This window comes from Streptomyces sp. NPDC038200 (genome assembly GCF_055600785.1).
Genome location: NZ_JBVJYH010000008.1, coordinates 354397 through 372271 on the forward strand (window position 1 = coordinate 354397; position 17875 = coordinate 372271).

A 17875-nucleotide genomic window follows, 5' to 3' on the forward strand; every position below is an offset into this window, starting at 1 on the left:
CGCACCCTCGTTCACCTCTCTGCCTTTCCTGCCTTTTCTGCCTTTCCTCTCTTTCCCCCCTCCTTCGCCTCGTCGTGCCCGGCCCCGGGACACGACCTTTCCGAGGATCCCGCATGTCCGACATATCACGCCGTACGTTCGGCGGTCTGCTCGGCGGCGGCGCGGTCTCCACCGTCGCCGGTGCCGCCGCCCCCGCACAGGCCGCGCCCGACGAGAGCCCCTTCCGCGCCCGTACCACCGCGACCGCCAAGAGGCGCCCGAACTTCCTGGTCATCCTCGGTGACGACCTCGGCTGGGCCGACCTCTCCTCCTACGGCGCCCCGCACATCAAGACGCCGAACCTGGACCGGCTGGCCCGCCAGGGCGTGCGCTTCACCGACGCCTACTCCGGCTCGGCGACCTGCTCGCCGACCCGCTTCAGCCTCTACACCGGCCGCTACCCGGGCCGCACCGCGGGCGGCCTCGCCGAGCCCGTGGCGAACAAGTCCCAGGGCCTGGACCCGAGCCACCCCACCCTCGCCTCCCTGCTGAAGAAGGCCGGCTACGACACGGCGCTCATCGGCAAGTGGCACTGCGGCTGGCTGCCCGACTACAGCCCCACCAAGTCCGGCTGGGACGAGTTCTTCGGCAACTTCGGCGGTGTCCTGGAGTACTTCTCCAAGCTCGGCCAGCTCGGCACCTACGACCTGTACGAGGGCGACGCCGAGTACCGGGACCTGCGCTACTACACGACCGTCCTGACCGAGCGGGCCGTCGAGTACGTCGGCCGGAAGCACACCCGGCCCTGGCTGCTCAACCTCAACTTCACCACCCCGCACTGGCCCTGGCTCGCCGAGGGGGACGAGGAGACCGGCGCCGAGATCGCCGCGCGGATCCGGGCCGCGAAGAACCCGGGCGAGGTCACGGCGGCCCTCAACCACTACGACGGCGGCTCGGTCGCCAAGTACACCCAGATGGTGCAGAGCCTGGACGCGGCCGTCGGCGAGGTGCTGGCCGCGCTGCGCCGCTCCGGGCAGGAGGAGAACACCCTGGTGCTGTTCGCCAGCGACAACGGCGGCGAGCGCTGGTCCTATCTGTGGCCGCTGAGCGGCGAGAAGTTCGTCCTCCAGGAGGGCGGCATCCGGGTGCCGACCATCGTGCGCTGGCCGGCCGGGATCGACGGCCGCCAGGTCAGCCACGAACCCCACTTCTCCCCCGACTGGACCGCGACCCTGCTGGAACTCGGCGGCGCCCGCCCCGACCCCGCCCACCCCCTCGACGGCGTCAGCCTCGCGGGCTACCTGCTGCGCGGCGAGAAGCCGCCCGAGCGGGACCTGTTCTGGCGGGTGCGGGCGAACCGGGCGCTGCGCCGGGGCGACTGGAAGTACTACCAGGACGCCGAAGGCATCGACCACCTCTACGATCTCGCGGCCGACCTGCGGGAGCAGGCCGACCTCGCCGCCGACCGGCCCGAGCTGCTGGCCGAGCTGAAGGGGGCGTGGGAGAGGATCGCGAGCGGTCTGCTGCCGTACCCCGGCTAGCCGGCTATGCCAGGCTGTCCCGCCAGGCCCGGTGGAGATCCGCGAACCGGCCCGTGCCCGCGATGAGTTCGTCCGGCCGGCCGTCCTCGACGATCCGGCCCTGTTCCATCACCAGCACCCGGTCCGCGATCTCCACGGTGGACAGCCGGTGCGCGATCACCACGGCCGTACGGCCGCGCAGGACCGTCGACATCGCCCGCTGAACGGCCCGTTCTCCGGGGATGTCGAGGGAACTGGTCGCCTCGTCCAGGATGAGCACCGCCGGGTCGGCGAGCAGTGCCCGGGCGAAGGCGACCAGCTGGCGCTGCCCGGCGGAGATGCGCCCGCCGCGCTTGCGGACGTCGGTGTCGTAGCCGTCGGGCAGCGCGCTGATGAACTCGTGCGCGCCGATCGCCTTCGCGGCCCGCTCGATCTCCTCCCGCGTGGCGTCGGGCCGGCCGATGGCGATGTTGTCGGCGACCGTGCCGGAGAACAGGAACGCCTCCTGCGTCACCATGACCACCCCGCGCCGCAGTTCGGACATCGACAGCTCGCGCAGGTCGACGCCGTCCAGCAGCACCCGGCCGTCCGAGGGGTCGTAGAAGCGGGCGAGCAGCTTGGCCAGGGTCGACTTGCCCGCGCCGGTGGAGCCGACGACCGCGACGGTCTGCCCGGCGGGGAGGGTGAGGCCGAAGCGGGGCAGCACCTCGCCGCCGGTGCGGTAGGCGAAGCGGACCCCGTCGAAGACGACCTCGCGGCCCGGGAGCTCGCCCGTGAGCGGGGGAAGCTCCCTCGGGGCGGAGGGTTCCGGAACGGACGGGGTCTGCGCGAGCAGCCCGGCGATCTTCTCCAGGGAGGCGGCGGCCGACTGGTAGGAGTTCAGGAACATGCCGAGCCGGTCGATCGGGTCGTACAGCCGGCGCAGGTACAGCACCGCCGCCGCGAGGACGCCCAGCTCCAGCGAGCCGGTGGCCACCCGGTGGGCGCCCCAGAGCACGATCGCCGCGACCGCCGTGTTGGCCACCAGCCGGGAGCCGACCACATAACGGGCCATCTCCAGCAGCGCGTCGCCGTTCGTCCGCTCGTGCCGCCGGTTCAGCACGGCGAAGTCGGCTTCGTTCGCGGCCTCCCGGCGGAAGGCGCGCACCGGCCGGATGCCGTTCATCGTCTCCACGAACTTCACGATCACCGCCGCGATCGCCGTGGACCGCACCCGGAACACCCGCCCGGCGCGCCGCTGGTAGAGCCGGACGAGCAGGTACAGCGGTACGAAGGAGGCCACCGCGACCGCGCCGAGGCCGAGGTCCAGCCAGAGCAGCATCGCCGAGATGTAGACGAAGGACAGGACGACCGCCACCAGCTCCTGGAGCCCCTCGTTGAGGAGTTCGCGCAGCGACTCGACGTCCGTGGTGGACCGGGAGATCAGCCGGCCGGAGGTGTAGCGCTCGTGGAAGTCGACGCTGAGCGCCTGGGCGTGCCGGAAGATCCGCCCCCGCAGGTCCAGCAGCACGTCCTGGCTGACCCGCGCGGAGGTCTCGATGAACGCGATCTGCAGCGCGCCGGACGCCAGGGCGCACAGCAGATAGCCGGCGGCGACCGCGTACAGCGGGCCGTGCCGGTGGTCCCGGAACGCCGGTACGGCGGTGTCGAGGGCGTACGCCACCAGCAGCGGGCCCGTCTGCACCGCCGCCTGCTGGAGCAGCAGCAGGAGCGTGGTGAGGGCGACCCGGGCCTTCATGGGGGCGAGCAGCGAGCGCAGCAGGCCGGCCGTGGCGCCGGGCGGGGTGGGCAGGACGTCCCGGTCGAAGGGGTCGCCGGCGTCCCGCGCGCGGGCGGGTTCGTCGTCGTCGGCGACGGCGGGGGTGGAGGCGGTCGTGGTGGTCAACGGGATTCCTCCGGTTCCCCGGACATCAGATGGGCGTACTCGGCGTTGTGCCGGAGCAGTTCCTGGTGGGTGCCGACGGCGGCGATCCGGCCGCCGGAGAGCAGGGCGACCCGGTCGGCGAGGAGCACCGTGGAGGGGCGGTGGGCCACGATCAGCGCGGTGGTGTCGGCGAGGACCCGGCGCAGCGCGGCCTCCACGGCGGCCTCCGTGTGCACGTCCAGGGCGGACAGCGGGTCGTCCAGCACGAGGAACTCGGGCCGTCCCACCACCGCGCGGGCCAGCGCGAGACGCTGCCGCTGGCCGCCGGAGAGGCTGAGGCCCTGCTCGCCGACGCGGGTGTCGGTGCCTTGCGGGAGCGCGTGCGCGAAGTCCGCCTGGGCGATGCCGAGAGCGCGGTCGAGGTCCGGTCTTCCGGCGCCGTCCGGGGCGCCCATCAGCACGTTCTCGCCGACGCTCGCCGAGAACAGGGTGGGTTCCTCGAAGGCGACGGCCACCCTGGTGCGGAGTTCCTCGCGGGACATCGCCCGGATGTCCACGCCGTCGAGGGTGATCCGGCCGGAGGTGACCTCGTGCAGGCGGGGGACGAGGGCGGTGAGGGTCGTCTTCCCGCTTCCGGTGGCGCCGACGAGGGCCATGGACTCGCCGGGGCGGACGTGGAGGTCGATGCGGGTGAGGAGGGGCACGGAGTCGGGGGGAGCGTCGGGATAGCGGAACCGGACGTTCTCGAACCGCAGTCCGGCCGCGGACGGTGCGTCCGCCGGGGCGGTGCCCCTCCCGGCGCGGGCGTCCCCGGTCCCCCGCTCCTCCGGTGCCTCGTCCATCACCTCGAAGTACCGCTCCGTGGCCGTCGCCGCCTCCTGGCTCATCGCCAGCAGGAACCCGATCGAGTCCACCGGCCACCGCAGCGCGAGCGCCGTGCTCAGGAAGGCGACCAGTGTGCCCGCGGACAGGTCGCCGTCGGCCACCCGCACGCTGCCCAGCACCAGCGCCGCGCCGATCGCCACCTCGGGCAGGGTGACGATGACGCCCCAGATGACGGCCAGCAGCCGCGCCTTGCGCAGCTCCGTGCCCCGGAGCCGCCCCGCGAGTTCGCGGAAGGCGCGGGCCTGGCTGCGGTGGCGGCCGAAGCCCTTGATGATGCGGATGCCGAGCACGCTCTCCTCGACCACCGTCGTCAGGTCGCCGACCTGGTCCTGGGCGCGCCGCGCCACCTCCGCGTACCGCCGTTCGAAGACCACGCAGGTCCACATCACGGGAACGGCGGGACCGAGGATGACCAGCCCCAGCACCCAGTCCTGCATCAGCATGATCACCAGGCCGACGAGGATCGTGACGCCGTTGACGAGCAGGAACGTCAGCGGGAAGGCGAGGAACATGCGCACCAGCATCAGGTCGGTGGTGCCGCGGGAGAGCAGCTGGCCGGAGGCCCAGCGGTCGTGGAAGGCCACGGGCAGGCGTTGCAGATGCCGGTAGAGATCCGCCCGCATCTCCGCCTCGACGTGCGACAGCGGCCGGGCCACGAGCCAGCGCCGTATGCCGAACAGGACCGCCTCGGCGATGCCGAGCAGGAGCAGGTACAGCGCGCCGAGCCACGCTCCCGCCGGGTCGCGGTCGGCGACCGGCCCGTCGACGAGCCACTTGAGGACGAGCGGGATCACCAGTCCCGTACAGGAGGCGACGACCGCGACGACCGCGGCGGTGAGCAGCCGGTTGCGGACGGGGCGGACGTACGGCCACAGCCGGAGCAGGGTGCGGACGGCGGAGCGGTCGGCGGTTGCACGTGTCGTGGGCATCAGTCGCGAGCGTACGGACCGGCACTGACATCGCCCACCGAGTTTTGGCCGGACCCCGGTCGGGCGCTGGTCCTACGACCCCGCGGACCGGCATCCGTTCCGTCCGAAATTCAATGGAACCGCCGGAGCCGATCGCGTTAGTTTCGAGGTTTGCCGTCCGGCCGGTCGAGCCGGGCAGGCCGAGCGGATCGGGGGATGCATGATCGACGCGTACGAGGATCCGGGCACACCCGACACCCGCGGCGGCTGGCGGTATCTGTGGTGGCTGGTGCGCTGTCAGCCGGGACGTTCGGCGGCCGGGGCGCTGCTGGGCAGTGTCTGGATGGTGCTGCTGGCCGCACAGCCGTATCTGATGGCGCGGGCCGTGGACGACGGGCTGCTGCCCGGGCGGCTCCGGGTGCTGGCCGCCTGGACCGGGGCGATGTTCGTCCTCGGGTCGGTGAACGCCTGGGTGAGCATCCTGCGGCACCGGACGATGACCCGGGTCCGGATGGACGCCAACTTCCGTACGGTCAAGGTGGTCGTGGGGCATGTGCTGCGGCTGGGGGCCGCGCTGCCGCGCCGGGCGGGCGCCGGGGAGGTCGTCACCATCGGGGTGGGGGACGTCCAGATCCTGGCGCAGGCGCTGACCGTGGTGGGGCCGGGCGTCGGCGCGGTCGTCGTGTACACCGTGGTGGCCGGGCTGCTGCTGGCGATCTCGGCGCCGCTCGCCGCCGTGGTGCTGCTCGGGGTGCCGGTGGTCGCGCTGCTCACCGGGCCGCTGACCCGGCGGTTGCAGGGCGCGGAGAGCGAGTACCGGGAGCGGCAGGGGGTGCTCGCCGCGCGCATCGGCGACCTCGCGGGCGGGCTGCGGGTCCTCAACGGGCTGGGCGGCAAGGGGCTGTTCGCGGACGCGTTCCGGGGCGACTCGCAGCGGCTGCGGGCGCAGGGGTACCGGGTGGGCGCGGTGACCAGCTGGGTGCAGGCGCTCGGAGTCGGCCTACCCACCCTGTTCCTGGCCGTGGTGACCTGGCTCGCGGCCCGCACCGCCGCCCGGGGGGACATCTCCGTCGGCGAGCTGGTGTCGGTCTACGGCTATGTGGCGGTGCTGATCGGACCGGTCGCGTTCTTCGTGCAGATGGCCTACGACCTGAACCGGGGCGTGGTGGCCGCGCGCCGCGTGGTGCGGCTGCTGCGGCTGGCCCCGGAGCCGGACACGGGCACCCGGCCGGCCCCCGCGGAACCGGCCGAGCTGCACGACCCCGTGTCCGGGGTGCGGGTGGTGCCGGGCCGGCTGACCGCGCTGGCCGCCGCCCGGCCCGCCGAGGCCGCCGCCGTGGTCGACCGGCTCGGCCGGTACGGGCCGACCGACGCCACCTGGGGCGGGGTGCGGCTGGACGCGGTGCCGCTCGCGGACGTACGGCGGCGCGTCCTGGTCGCGGACAACGAGGCGGACCTGTTCGCGGGCCCGCTCCGGGAGATGGTGGCCGCCGCGGACCCGGCCGACGAGGCGGCGCTGCGCCGGGCGGTGCACGCGGCGGCGGCCGAGGACGTGGTGCGCGGCCTGCCCGACGGGCTGGAGTCGGTGGTGTCCGGGCAGGGCCGCAGTCTCTCGGGAGGGCAGCGGCAGCGGCTGCGCCTGGCACGGGCGCTGCTGGCCGCGCCCGAGGTGCTGCTCGCGGTGGAGCCGGCCTCGGCGCTGGACGCGCACACCGAGGCGACGGTCGCGAAGCGGCTGCGGGCCGCGCGCAACGGCCTCACGACGCTGGTGACGACGACCTCGCCGCTGGTGCTGGACCACGCGGACACGGTCCTGTTCCTGGCCGACGGCGAGGTCAGGGCGAGCGGACCGCACCGCCGGCTGCTGGCCGAGGAGCCCCGCTACCGGGCCCTGGTCGCGCGCGACGCCGGGGACCCGGCGGGCGGCGAGGCCGCGGACGACGTGGCGGGGGCCGTACGGTGACGGCCGGCGGGAGCCCGGCCGGCGAGGGGCTGCTGCCGGTCGCGGACCGGGGAGCCGTGCGCCGGGCCGTGGTGCGGCTGGTGCGGGCCGACGGACGGGCGTTCACCGCCGCGCTGCTGCTCAACGCGCTGGCCGCGGCGGCGGGACTGGCCGGGCCCTGGCTGGTGGGCCGGATCGTCGACGAGGTGCGGGCCGGGCACGGGGTGGGCGCGGTGGACCGGCTGGCGCTGTGGATCGCCCTGTGCGCGCTGGCGCAGCTGCTGCTGGCCCGCTGGGCGCGGTACGTCGGGCACCGGTTCGGGGAGCGGACGCTGGCCCGGGTCCGCGAGGAGTACGTCGGGCGGGTGCTGGCGCTGCCCGCGTCCGTGGTGGAGCGGGCCGGTACCGGCGACCTGACCGCGCGGGGCACGGCGGACGTGGCGACCGTCGGCACCACGCTGCGGGACGTGGGCCCGGAGCTGCTGGTCAACGGTGTGCAGGCGGTGTTCGTGCTGGGCGCGGTGTGCGCGCTCGATCCGTTGCTGGGGGTGTGCGGGCTGCTCGGTCTCGCCCCGATCCAGCTGGCGCTGCGCTGGTATCTGCGGCGCGCCCGGGACGGCTACCTCGCCGAGGGGGCGGCGACCTCCCAGGTCGCGGAGATCGTCGCGGCGACGGCGGCCGGGGCGCGGACCGCCGAGGCGTTCCGGCTGCGCGAGCGGCGGATCCGGGCGAGCCGGGACGCGCTGGCCGAGTCCCGCCGCACCCGCCTGTACACCCTGCGGCTGCGGACGGTGTTCTTCCCCGCGGTCGAGGTGACGTACACCGTTCCCGTGGCCGGGGTGCTGCTGCTCGGTGGCTGGCTGCACGCGCGGGGCGCGATCGGGGTGGGTGCGGTGGTGGCGGCGGCGCTGTATCTGCGCCAGTTCACCGAGCCGCTGGACCAGATCCTGATGCGGGTGGAGCAGCTCCAGAGCAGCGGCGCCTCGTTCGCGCGCGTGGAGGGGCTGGCGCGGGCGCCCCTCGGGGAGGGTCCGGACGCGTCCGCGGCGCCGGCGGACGACCGGATCGACGTGCGCGGGGTCCGGTACGCGTACGAGCGCGGCGGTGAGGTGCTGCGCGGGGTGGACCTGACGGTACGGCCCGGGGAGCGGCTGGCGGTGGTGGGTCCCTCCGGCGCCGGGAAGACGACGCTGAGCCGGCTGCTCGCGGGCATCGACCGGCCCGGGTCCGGCACGGTGACGGTGGGCGGGGTGCCGGTGGCGGAGCTGGCGCCGGAGCTGCTGCGCCGCCAGGTCGTCCTGGTCACCCAGGAGCACCATGTCTTCCTGGGCACGGTCCGCGACAATCTGCTGATCGCGGAACCGGCCGCCGGGGAGGACGAGTTGTGGGCGGCACTGGCGGCCGTGGACGCCGCCGACTGGGTGCGCGGCCTGCCGGACGGGCTCGACACCCGGCTGGGTACGGGCGGGCGGCCCACGGACGGCTCGCAGGCGCAGCAACTGGCCCTGGCGCGCGTGGTGCTCGCCGATCCGCACACACTGATCCTGGACGAGGCGACGGCCCTGCTGGACCCCACGACGGCCCGGCACACCGAGCGCGCCCTCGCCGCGGTGCTCCAGGGCCGTACGGTCATCGCCATCGCCCACCGCCTGCACACGGCGCACGACGCGGACCGGGTGGCGGTCATGGAGGACGGCCGGCTGACGGAACTGGGCACGCACGCGGAGCTGGTGGCGGCCGGCGGGGCGTACGCGGCGCTGTGGCGGACCTGGCACGGGGACGCCGACGACACGGACCAACAGTCCGCATACCGAACTTGAACATCCGGTCAACGGACCATTTCCGGCCATATTTGTGACGCGGTCCTGACAGGTGGTGGGATCTCCTGCCACTCTTCCCAGGCCGACTCACAGCAACCCCACAGCTCTGCACGCCCGCGTGAGCCGGCTCCGCACCTGCACGTGGTTCCGCGTAACGCCCTGTTCTGCCCGGACGTCCCAACCCACCGTCCGGTCTCCCCTGGCCGCGCGACCCGCGGTCATGCAGAAGGAGTCAGTGTTGAGAAGCAATTCCTCTCGCGGACGCACCTCCCACACAGCACTGCGCCCCACGGCGGCCCGTCGCACCGCCGCCGTCGCCCTCGCCGGTGTCGCCGCCCTGATCGCCGCCGCCGTCCAGTCCGGCGCCGCCAGCGCCGCCCCGGCGAAGCCGCAGCCCGGCAAGGCCAACCCGGCCCACGCGGCGGTCAAGCTCACTCCCTCGCAGCGGGCCGAGCTGATCCGGCACGCCGACACCGCGAAGGCGGCCACCGCCCGGTCGATCGGCCTGGGCGGCAAGGAGCAGCTGGTCGTCAAGGACGTCGTCAAGGATGCCGACGGCACGCTCCACACGCGCTACGAGCGGACGTACGCCGGTCTGCCGGTGCTCGGCGGTGACCTGGTCGTGGAGACCAGGGAGGGCAAGACCATGGAGGTGATCCGGGCCACCGGCGCCACGCTGAAGGTCGCCGGCCTCACCCCGGCCGTGGCGAAGGCCACGGCGGAGAAGCAGGCCGTGCAGCGGGCGAAGGCGCTCGGCGGGACCAAGTCGGCGGCGGACAGCGTCCGCAAGGTGATCTGGGCGGCCACGGGCAAGCCCGTGCTGGCGTACGAGACGGTCGTCGGCGGGCTCCAGGACGACGGCACCCCGAACCAGCTGCACGTCATCACCGACGCGGCCACCGGCAAGAAGCTCTTCGAGTACCAGGGCGTCAAGAACGGCATCGGCAACACCCAGTACAGCGGGCAGGTCACGCTGACCACCACCCAGTCGGGCTCGACGTACACGCTCAACGACGGGGCGCGCGGCAACCACAAGACGTACAACCTGAACCACGGCTCCTCCGGCACCGGCACCCTGTACTCGCAGAGCAACGACACCTGGGGCAACGGCAGCAGCTCCAACGCCGCCACGGCCGGCGCGGACGCCCACTACGGCGCGGCGCTCACCTGGGACTTCTACAAGAGCACCTTCGGCCGCAGCGGCATCAAGAACAACGGCGTCGGCGCCTACTCCCGCGTCCACTACGGCAACGCCTACGTGAACGCCTTCTGGGACGACAGCTGCTTCTGCATGACCTACGGCGACGGCTCCGGCAACGCCAAGCCGCTGACCTCGATCGACGTCGCCGGCCACGAGATGAGCCACGGCGTCACCTCCGCCACCGCGAACCTCAACTACAGCGGCGAGTCCGGCGGACTGAACGAGGCGACCAGCGACATCATGGCCGCCGGCGTGGAGTTCTACGCCAACAACTCCACCGACGTCGGCGACTACCTCGTCGGCGAGAAGATCGACATCAACGGCAACGGCACCCCGCTGCGCTACATGGACAAGCCCAGCAAGGACGGCGCGTCCAAGGACAACTGGTACTCGGGCATCGGCGGCGTCGACGTGCACTACTCGTCCGGCCCGGCGAACCACTTCTTCTACCTGCTGAGCGAGGGCAGCGGCGCCAAGGTCGTCAACGGCGTGAGCTACAACTCGCCGACGGCGGACAACCTCCCGGTCACCGGCATCGGCCGGGACAAGGCGCTGCAGATCTGGTACCGGGCGCTGAGCACCAAGTGGACGTCCACCACCAACTACGCGGGCGCCCGCACCGGCTCCCTCGCGGCGGCCGGCGAGCTGTACGGCACCTCCAGCGCCGAGTACAAGGCCGTGCAGGACGCCTGGGCGGGCGTCGGGGTCGGCTCGCGCTCCGGCGGCGGGGGCGGCGGCGGCACGTCGTACGAGAGCACCACGCCGGTGTCCGTCCCGGACAACGGGCCGGCCGTCACCTCCGACATCGCCGTCTCCGGGCGGACCGGGAACGCGCCGAGCAACCTCCAGGTGAGCGTCGACATCTCGCACACCTGGCGCGGTGACCTGGTGATCGACCTCGTCGGCCCGTCGGGCACCGCCTACCGGCTGAAGAACTTCAGCTCCTCGGACTCGGCGGACGACGTCAACGAGACCTACACGGTGAACGCCGCCGCCGAATCGGCCAACGGCACCTGGAAACTGCGGGTGCAGGATCAGGCCACCTACGACACGGGAACGATCAACGGCTGGAAGCTGACCTTCCCGTAAACGGCACGCCACAAGCCCGGAATCACGGGGCTGCCCGGGGGTGAAGCGCCCCCGGGCAGCGCCCGTTCACATGGGCGAAACGTTTATCGGACAGTCGACTTTCGGCCAACATCACTTCAGGGTCCTGACATGTACGCGCCCTTGATGTCACTCTCTCTCCACCCGCCGCAGCAGCACAGCAACTTCACAACCCCACACAGCCGGCCAGTAACCCCACGCTGACCGGACTCCCCACGAGAAGGAGCTTGCGTGAGCCCCCTCTACGCGCGTCACAAGCGCACCACTCTGGCCATCGCCACCGCTGTCGCCGCCGGAGCCCTGCTCGCCACCGGAGTGAGCACCAGTGCCACCGCGCAGCCCTCGGCCGGAGCCACCGCCAAGCCGCCGGCCGCCGCCCCGACCACGCTGTCCGCCGCGGCTCGCACCACCCTCATCAAGCAGGCTCAGGCCGGCGCCACCGAGACCGCGCAGGCGATAGGCCTGGGCGCCAAGGAGAAGCTGGTCGTCAAGGACGTCGTCAAGGACGTCGACGGCACTGTCCACACCCGCTACGAGCGCACCTACGCCGGCCTGCCGGTGCTCGGCGGCGACCTGATCGTCCACACGGCGAAGTCCGGCAAGTCCGAGGGCGTCACCAAGGCGAACAAGTCGGCCATCAAGGTCGCCTCCCTCAAGCCGCAGATCACCGCCGCCAAGGCCGAGAAGCAGGCGGTCTCCGCCGCCAGAACCCTCGGCTCCGCCAAGGCCGCCGCGGACGGCGCCCGCAAGGTGATCTGGGCCGGTTCCGGCAAGCCCGTCCTCGCCTACGAGACGGTCGTCGGCGGCCTCCAGGACGACGGCACCCCGAACCAGCTGCACGTCATCACCGACGCGGCCACCGGCAAGAAGCTCTTCGAGTACCAGGGCATCGAGAACGCGACCGGCACCGGCAAGAGCCTGTACTCCGGCACCGTCAGCCTCAACACCAACCTGTCGGGGTCGACGTACCAGCTCTACGACACCACCCGGGGCAACCACAAGACGTACAACCTGGCCCACAAGACGTCCGGCACCGGCACGCTGTTCACCGACGCCGACAACGTCTGGGGCACCGGTGCGGCGTCCAGCTCCAGCACCGACCAGACCGCGGCCGTCGACGCCGCCTACGGCGCCCAGGAGACCTGGGACTTCTACAAGAGCACCTTCGGCCGCAGCGGCATCAAGAACAACGGTGTCGGCGCCTACTCCCGCGTCCACTACGGCAACGCGTACGTGAACGCCTTCTGGGACGACAGCTGCTTCTGCATGACGTACGGCGACGGCGAGGGCAACGTGAACCCCCTCACCTCGCTGGACGTCGCCGGCCACGAGATGAGCCACGGTGTCACCTCCAACACCGCCGGCCTGAACTACTCGGGCGAGTCGGGCGGCCTGAACGAGGCCACCTCCGACATCTTCGGCACGGGTGTCGAGTTCTTCGCGGGCAACGCCAACGACGTCGGTGACTACCTCATCGGCGAGGAGATCGACATCAACGGCGACGGCACCCCGCTGCGCTACATGGACAAGCCCAGCAAGGACGGCGGCTCGGCGGACTACTGGTCCTCCACCGTCGGCAACAAGGACGTGCACTACTCGTCCGGCGTCGCGAACCACTTCTTCTACCTCCTCGCCGAGGGCAGCGGTTCGAAGACGATCAACGGCGTGACCTACAACTCGCCGACCTCCAACGGCTCCACCGTCACCGGCATCGGCCGCGCCAAGGCGCTGCAGATCTGGTACAAGGCGCTGACGACGTACATGACGTCGACGACCAACTACAAGGCCGCCCGCACGGCGACCCTGAACGCGGCGTCCGCGCTGTACGGCTCCACCAGCACCGAGTACAAGGCCGTCGCCGCCGCCTGGTCCGCGGTCAACGTCGCCTGATCACGGACGCGTCGCGTCAGGGCGGTACCCGGGAGGAAGGTCTTCCGGGTACCGCCCTACCCTTGTGTCCCATGTCCTCGGCGCCCTTCACCTACGAGCCGGTCGGTGCGACCCGCGACGATCTGACCTTCTGCCCGCCCGGCTTCCGTCCGCTGTTCGTCCGCACCCGTCTCGGCGAGGGCCAGGAGGTGTTCCGGCAGGCCGCCGAGGCGGTCCTGACCTGGGAGATGCACCGCGCGCTGGGCGTCCGCATCGACGCCACGGCCGACCGCGCGGCCCCCGACGTCGACGTCACGGTCACCCTGGCCGGCGTCGTCAGGGCCCCCTGCCGCATCGTCTGGACGGCCGAGGAACCCCGCCGCGCCGGCTGGGCCTACGGCACCCTCGAAGGCCACCCCGAATGCGGCGAGGAGGCCTTCGTGGTCGACCGCACCGGCGACGGCACGGTCTGGCTCACCGTCGCCGCGTTCAGCAGGCCGGCCAAGTGGTACGCCCGGGCCGGCGGCCCGGCCACCCGAGGACTGCAGCAGGCGTACGCGCGCCGCTGCGGAACGGTCCTGCGGAAACTGTGCGCGGACCTGTCCGAGGCATGACGCGAGGACCACGCCCGAGGACGCCGCCGCGAGGCCGGCGCGCGAGCCTGCGCGGCCACCGCCGGCCCCGTCCGTCAGATCACCTCAGCAGCACCCCCGCCCCCTCCACCACCTCCTCCGACGGCACCGCCAGCACGCCCAGTTCCGCGGCCGAGGCGAGGAGGGGATGGGTGGGGAGGATGCGGACCGTGTAGCCGTAGGGGCCGGTGCGGTCCAGGGAGAGGGGGCCCTCGTAGACGAGGCGGCCCTCCAGGTCGGGCGCGCCGGTCGGTTTCAGCGGGACGACCGTGGCGTCGGTGATGCGGTCCTCCGCGTCCACCCGCCCGGACACCGCCTGCACCTCCACGTCGTCCGGGCTCAGCTCGCCCAGGCCCACCCGGACCCGCAGGCCCACGGTGGTGCCCAGCTCCGCCGTGGCCGTCGTCGCGGTCGTCTCCACGTGGTCGACGCTCACCCGCGGCCAGGCCGCCCGCACCCGGGACTTCCACTCGGCCAGGTCCCGGGCGGTGTCCGGGGTCAACCCGCGGTGCGCCTGGGCGGCCGGGGCGTAGAGCCGCTCGACGTACTCGCGGACCATGCGGCCGGCCAGCACCTTCGGGCCGAGCAGGGAGAGGGTCTGGCGGACCATCTCGATCCAGCGGTCGGGCAGCCCGCCCCGCCCGCGCTCGTAGAAGCGCGGGGCGACCCGCTGTTCGAGGAGGTCGTACAGGGCCGCGGCCTCGATGTCGTCCCGGCGGTCGGGGTCGGTGCCGACGCCGTCGGCGGTCGGGATGGCCCAGCCGAAGTCCGGCTGGAACCATTCGTCCCACCAGCCGTCCAGCACCGACAGGTTGAGGCAGCCGTTGAGCGCCGCCTTCATCCCGCTGGTGCCGCACGCCTCCAGGGGGCGCAGCGGGTTGTTCAGCCAGACGTCGCAGCCCGGGTAGAGCTTCTGGGCCATCGCCATGCCGTAGTCGGGCAGGAAGACGATGCGGTGGCGGACCCGGGGGTCGTCCGCGAAGCGGACCAGCTCCTGCACCAGCCGCTTGCCGCTGTCGTCGGCCGGGTGCGCCTTGCCCGCCACCACGACCTGCACGGGGTGGTCGGGGTGCAGCAGCAGCTCCATCAGCCGGTCCCGGTCGCGCAGCATCAGCGTCAGGCGCTTGTACGACGGCACCCGGCGCGCGAACCCGATCGTCAGGACGTCCGGGTCCAGCACCCCCTCGATCCAGCCCAGCTCGGCGTTGCCGGCGCCGCGCTGCCGCCAGGACGCGCGCAGCCGGTCCCGCACCTCCAGCACCAGCTGCTCGCGCAGGGTGCGACGCAGTTCCCAGACCTCCTGGTCCGGGATGTCCGTGACCGAGTCCCAGCGCTCGGAGCCCCCGACGGTCAGCGCGTCCTCGGCCCGCTGGGCGCCGATCTGCCGGGCGCCGAGCCGCAGCACCTCCGGCGCCACCCAGGTCGGCGCGTGCACCCCGTTGGTCACGGAGGTGATCGGCACCTCCTCGGCGTCGAATCCCGGCCACAGCCCCGCGAACATCTCGCGGCTGACCTGCCCGTGCAGCAGCGACACCCCGTTGGCCCGCTGGGCCAGCCGGAGTCCCATCACGGCCATGTTGAACAGGTTCGGCTCGCCGCCCGGGTAGGTCTCCATGCCGAGCGCCAGGACGCGCTGCACGTCGATGCCGGGAAGCTCGGCGTCCGGGCCGAAGTGCCGGCCCACCAGCTCGCGGTCGAAGCGGTCGATGCCGGCCGGGACGGGGGTGTGCGTGGTGAACACCGTCCCGCCCCGTACGGCCTCCAGCGCCGAGTCGAAGTCCAGTCCGCCGGAGCACAGTTCGGCGATCCGCTCCAGGCCGAGGAAGCCCGCGTGCCCCTCGTTGGTGTGGAACACCTCCGGCTCCGGGTGCCCGGTGAGCCGGCAGTACGTCCGTACGGCCCGCACACCTCCTATACCGAGCAGCATCTCCTGGAGCAGCCGGTGCTCGCTGCCGCCGCCGTAGAGCCGGTCGGTCACCCCCCGTTCGCCGAGGTCGTTCTCCTCCACGTCCGAGTCGAGCAGGAGCAGCGGCACCCGGCCGACCTGGGCCAGCCAGATCCGGGCACGCAGTGCCCTGCCGCCCGGCAGCGCGAGGGAGAGGCCGGCCGGGGTGCCGTCGGGCTCCTTCAGCTGGGTGAGCGGCAGCTCGTTCGGGTCGAGCACCGGATAGTGCTCCTGCTGCCAGCCGTCCCGGGAGAGGGTCTGCCGGAAGTATCCGTGCCGGTACAGCAGGCCCACCCCGATCAGCGGCACCCCGAGATCGCTGGCCGCCTTCAGGTGGTCGCCGGCGAGGATGCCGAGGCCGCCGGAGTACTGCGGGAGCGCGGCCGTGATGCCGAACTCCGGGGAGAAGTAGGCGACGGCGGCGGGCAGGCCGTCCGACTGGGTCTGGTACCAGCGGTCGCCGGTCAGATAGTCGTCCAGGTCGTCGGCGGCCGCGGTGAGGCGGCGCAGGAACCGCCGGTCCCCGGCCAGTTCGGCCAGCCGGGCCGGCCGCACGCTGCCCAGCAGCCGTACCGGGTCGCCGCCGGCCGTGGCCCAGACCTCGGGACAGACCGACTGGAACAGGTCGCGCGTCTCCGCATGCCAGGACCAGCGCAGATTGCGCGCCAGGTCGCTCAGCGGCCGGAGGGGGTCGGGGAGAACGGGACGGACGGTGAACCGACGGATCGCCTTCACATTCCACCTCGGACGCGTTGCGGGGTGAGACGCACAGCGCTGTGCGTCCCGTCGTCGTGTTCGACGGTAGTGGTTACCGCGCGGTCGGTGGGGACGTACCCGCCGGGGGTGTCGGGGGGGCGTCAAGTCCCGGTCACCGGGCACCCGGAAAAAGGGACCGGTCTTGTACGTAGACGTACGCGTGAGTAGTTAACAAAGTGCCGGATTGCCCACCCGAACCGGGTGGGAAGGCTCCTCCGGTACACACCCCACAGGCGCACCACAGCACATCCGCAGGACCCACCTCCCCACACCCTCCGCCCATACCCTCGTTGAAGCGGACAGGAGCGGTCATGCCCGCCACGCACCACTCGTCAGCACCCCCGACAAGCAGCAAGGCCAAGGCAGCAGGAAAGAAGACGACGGGCAGGAAAGGCGTGCCGCCGGCCGGCGCCACCGGCCCGTCCGCCACCGGGGAGCGGTCCTCCCCGGGCGCGGCCGCAACCCTGGGCCGCATCCCCGTCCTCGACGTACGTCCCGTGGTCCAGCACGGCCGCAGGCCCGCCAAGGCCGTGACCGGGGAGTCCTTCGAGGTGTCCGCCACGGTGTTCCGGGAGGGGCACGACGCCGTCGCGGCGAACGTGGTGCTGCGGGACCCCGCGGGCCGGGCCGGCCCCTGGACGCCGATGCGGGAACTCGCCCCGGGCACCGACCGCTGGGGCGCCACCGTCACCGCGGGCGAACCCGGGCGCTGGACCTACACGGTGGAGGCCTGGTCGGATCCGCTCGCCACCTGGCGGCACCACGCCCGGATCAAGATTCCGGCCGGCATCGACACCGAACTGGTCCTGGCGGAGGGCGCCGAGTTGTTCGAGCGTGCCGCCGCCGGAGTGCCCGAGGCCCGGCGGCAGCCCGTCCTGGACGTGGCGGCGGCCCTGCGCGACGAGCACCGGCCGGCCGCCTGGCGCCTCGCGGCGGCCCTCGCCCCCGAGGTGACGGAGCCGCTCGACCGCCATCCGCTGCGGGAGCTGGTGACGGCCTCCGATCCGATGCCCCTGCTGGTGGAGCGCGAACGCGCCCTGTACGGCTCCTGGTACGAGTTCTTCCCCCGTTCGGAGGGCACCGCGGAGCAGCCGCACGGCACGTTCCGTACCGCCGCCCGCCGGCTGGAGGCGATCGCCGGGATGGGCTTCGACGTGGTCTATCTGCCACCGATCCATCCCATCGGCACGACCTTCCGCAAGGGCCGCAACAACACCCTGACCGCGGGCCCGGACGACGTGGGGGTGCCCTGGGCGATCGGCTCTCCCGAGGGCGGCCACGACGCCGTGCACCCCGCCCTCGGCACCCTGGAGGACTTCGACTTCTTCGTGGGCGAGGCGCGCCGGCTGGGGCTGGAGGTGGCGCTGGACTTCGCGTTGCAGTGCTCGCCCGACCATCCCTGGGTGCACAAGCATCCGGAGTGGTTCCGCCACCGGGCGGACGGGAG

The 17875-nt window shown here is 72.8% G+C and carries 10 protein-coding genes; 7 read left to right on the top strand and 3 right to left on the bottom strand.

All coding sequences use genetic code 11. The features are described from left to right. Window positions 1-113: 113 nt before the first annotated feature. Window positions 114-1520: a sulfatase family protein gene (locus tag ACZ7KF_RS19875; protein ID WP_471076278.1), complete on the top strand. Its 1407-nt coding sequence runs from the start codon at window positions 114-116 to the stop codon at window positions 1518-1520. Window positions 1521-1524: 4 nt separating this feature from the next. On the opposite strand, the gene ACZ7KF_RS19880 is transcribed toward ACZ7KF_RS19875, so the two are convergent. Both ACZ7KF_RS19880 and ACZ7KF_RS19885 read right to left on the bottom strand, forming a co-directional pair. Continuing rightward, window positions 1525-3384: an ABC transporter ATP-binding protein gene (locus ACZ7KF_RS19880; RefSeq protein ID WP_471076281.1), complete on the bottom strand. Its 1860-nt coding sequence runs from the start codon at window positions 3382-3384 to the stop codon at window positions 1525-1527. Beyond that, on the bottom strand, window positions 3381-5177 hold the full coding sequence (locus ACZ7KF_RS19885) for an ABC transporter ATP-binding protein (RefSeq protein WP_471076284.1): 1797 nt from the start codon (window positions 5175-5177) through the stop codon (window positions 3381-3383). The genes ACZ7KF_RS19880 and ACZ7KF_RS19885 overlap by 4 nt, the downstream gene beginning before the upstream one ends. A 199-nt stretch (window positions 5178-5376) precedes the next feature. Here ACZ7KF_RS19885 and ACZ7KF_RS19890 point away from each other — a divergent pair, with 199 nt between their 5' ends. From ACZ7KF_RS19890 to ACZ7KF_RS19910, 5 genes are all read left to right on the top strand, one after another. Further along, on the top strand, window positions 5377-7119 hold the full coding sequence (locus ACZ7KF_RS19890; RefSeq protein WP_471076287.1) for an ABC transporter transmembrane domain-containing protein: 1743 nt from the start codon (window positions 5377-5379) through the stop codon (window positions 7117-7119). After that, on the top strand, window positions 7116-8918 hold the full coding sequence (locus ACZ7KF_RS19895) for an ABC transporter ATP-binding protein (RefSeq protein WP_471076290.1): 1803 nt from the start codon (window positions 7116-7118) through the stop codon (window positions 8916-8918). Before ACZ7KF_RS19890 ends, ACZ7KF_RS19895 begins: the two co-directional genes overlap by 4 nt. Before the next feature lie 238 nt (window positions 8919-9156). Next, window positions 9157-11208: a M4 family metallopeptidase gene (locus ACZ7KF_RS19900; RefSeq protein ID WP_471076293.1), complete on the top strand. Its 2052-nt coding sequence runs from the start codon at window positions 9157-9159 to the stop codon at window positions 11206-11208. A gap of 249 nt (window positions 11209-11457) precedes the next feature. Beyond that, window positions 11458-13116 carry a M4 family metallopeptidase gene (locus ACZ7KF_RS19905; protein ID WP_471076296.1) on the top strand — a complete coding sequence of 553 codons (1659 nt, stop codon included), beginning with the start codon at window positions 11458-11460 and terminating at the stop codon, window positions 13114-13116. A 71-nt stretch (window positions 13117-13187) separates the two neighbouring features. Beyond that, window positions 13188-13709 (top strand): DUF1990 domain-containing protein, encoded by a 522-nt coding sequence (locus ACZ7KF_RS19910; RefSeq protein WP_471076299.1) that lies wholly within the window; start codon window positions 13188-13190, stop codon window positions 13707-13709. Window positions 13710-13788: 79 nt separating this feature from the next. Here the strand turns inward: ACZ7KF_RS19910 and glgP are convergent, their stop codons facing one another. Further along, window positions 13789-16407, bottom strand: a complete 2619-nt coding sequence (gene glgP, locus ACZ7KF_RS19915; RefSeq protein ID WP_471076302.1) for an alpha-glucan family phosphorylase — start codon at window positions 16405-16407, stop codon at window positions 13789-13791. 332 nt (window positions 16408-16739) lie between these two features. Between glgP and ACZ7KF_RS19920 the strand changes: the two genes are divergently transcribed. Further along, window positions 16740-17875, top strand: a 1136-nt coding sequence (locus tag ACZ7KF_RS19920; protein WP_471076305.1) for a maltotransferase domain-containing protein, incomplete at its 3' end; no start/stop codon positions are given.

What these genes read in the sequence shown, in the direction of transcription:
- ACZ7KF_RS19875 (WP_471076278.1), top strand. Translation starts at nt 114, where the DNA reads ATGTCCGACATATCACGCCGTACGTTCGGCGGTCTGCTCGGCGGCGGC.
- ACZ7KF_RS19885 (WP_471076284.1), bottom strand. Translation starts at nt 5,177, where the DNA reads ATGCCCACGACACGTGCAACCGCCGACCGCTCCGCCGTCCGCACCCTG.
- ACZ7KF_RS19890 (WP_471076287.1), top strand. Translation starts at nt 5,377, where the DNA reads ATGATCGACGCGTACGAGGATCCGGGCACACCCGACACCCGCGGCGGC.
- ACZ7KF_RS19910 (WP_471076299.1), top strand. Translation starts at nt 13,188, where the DNA reads ATGTCCTCGGCGCCCTTCACCTACGAGCCGGTCGGTGCGACCCGCGAC.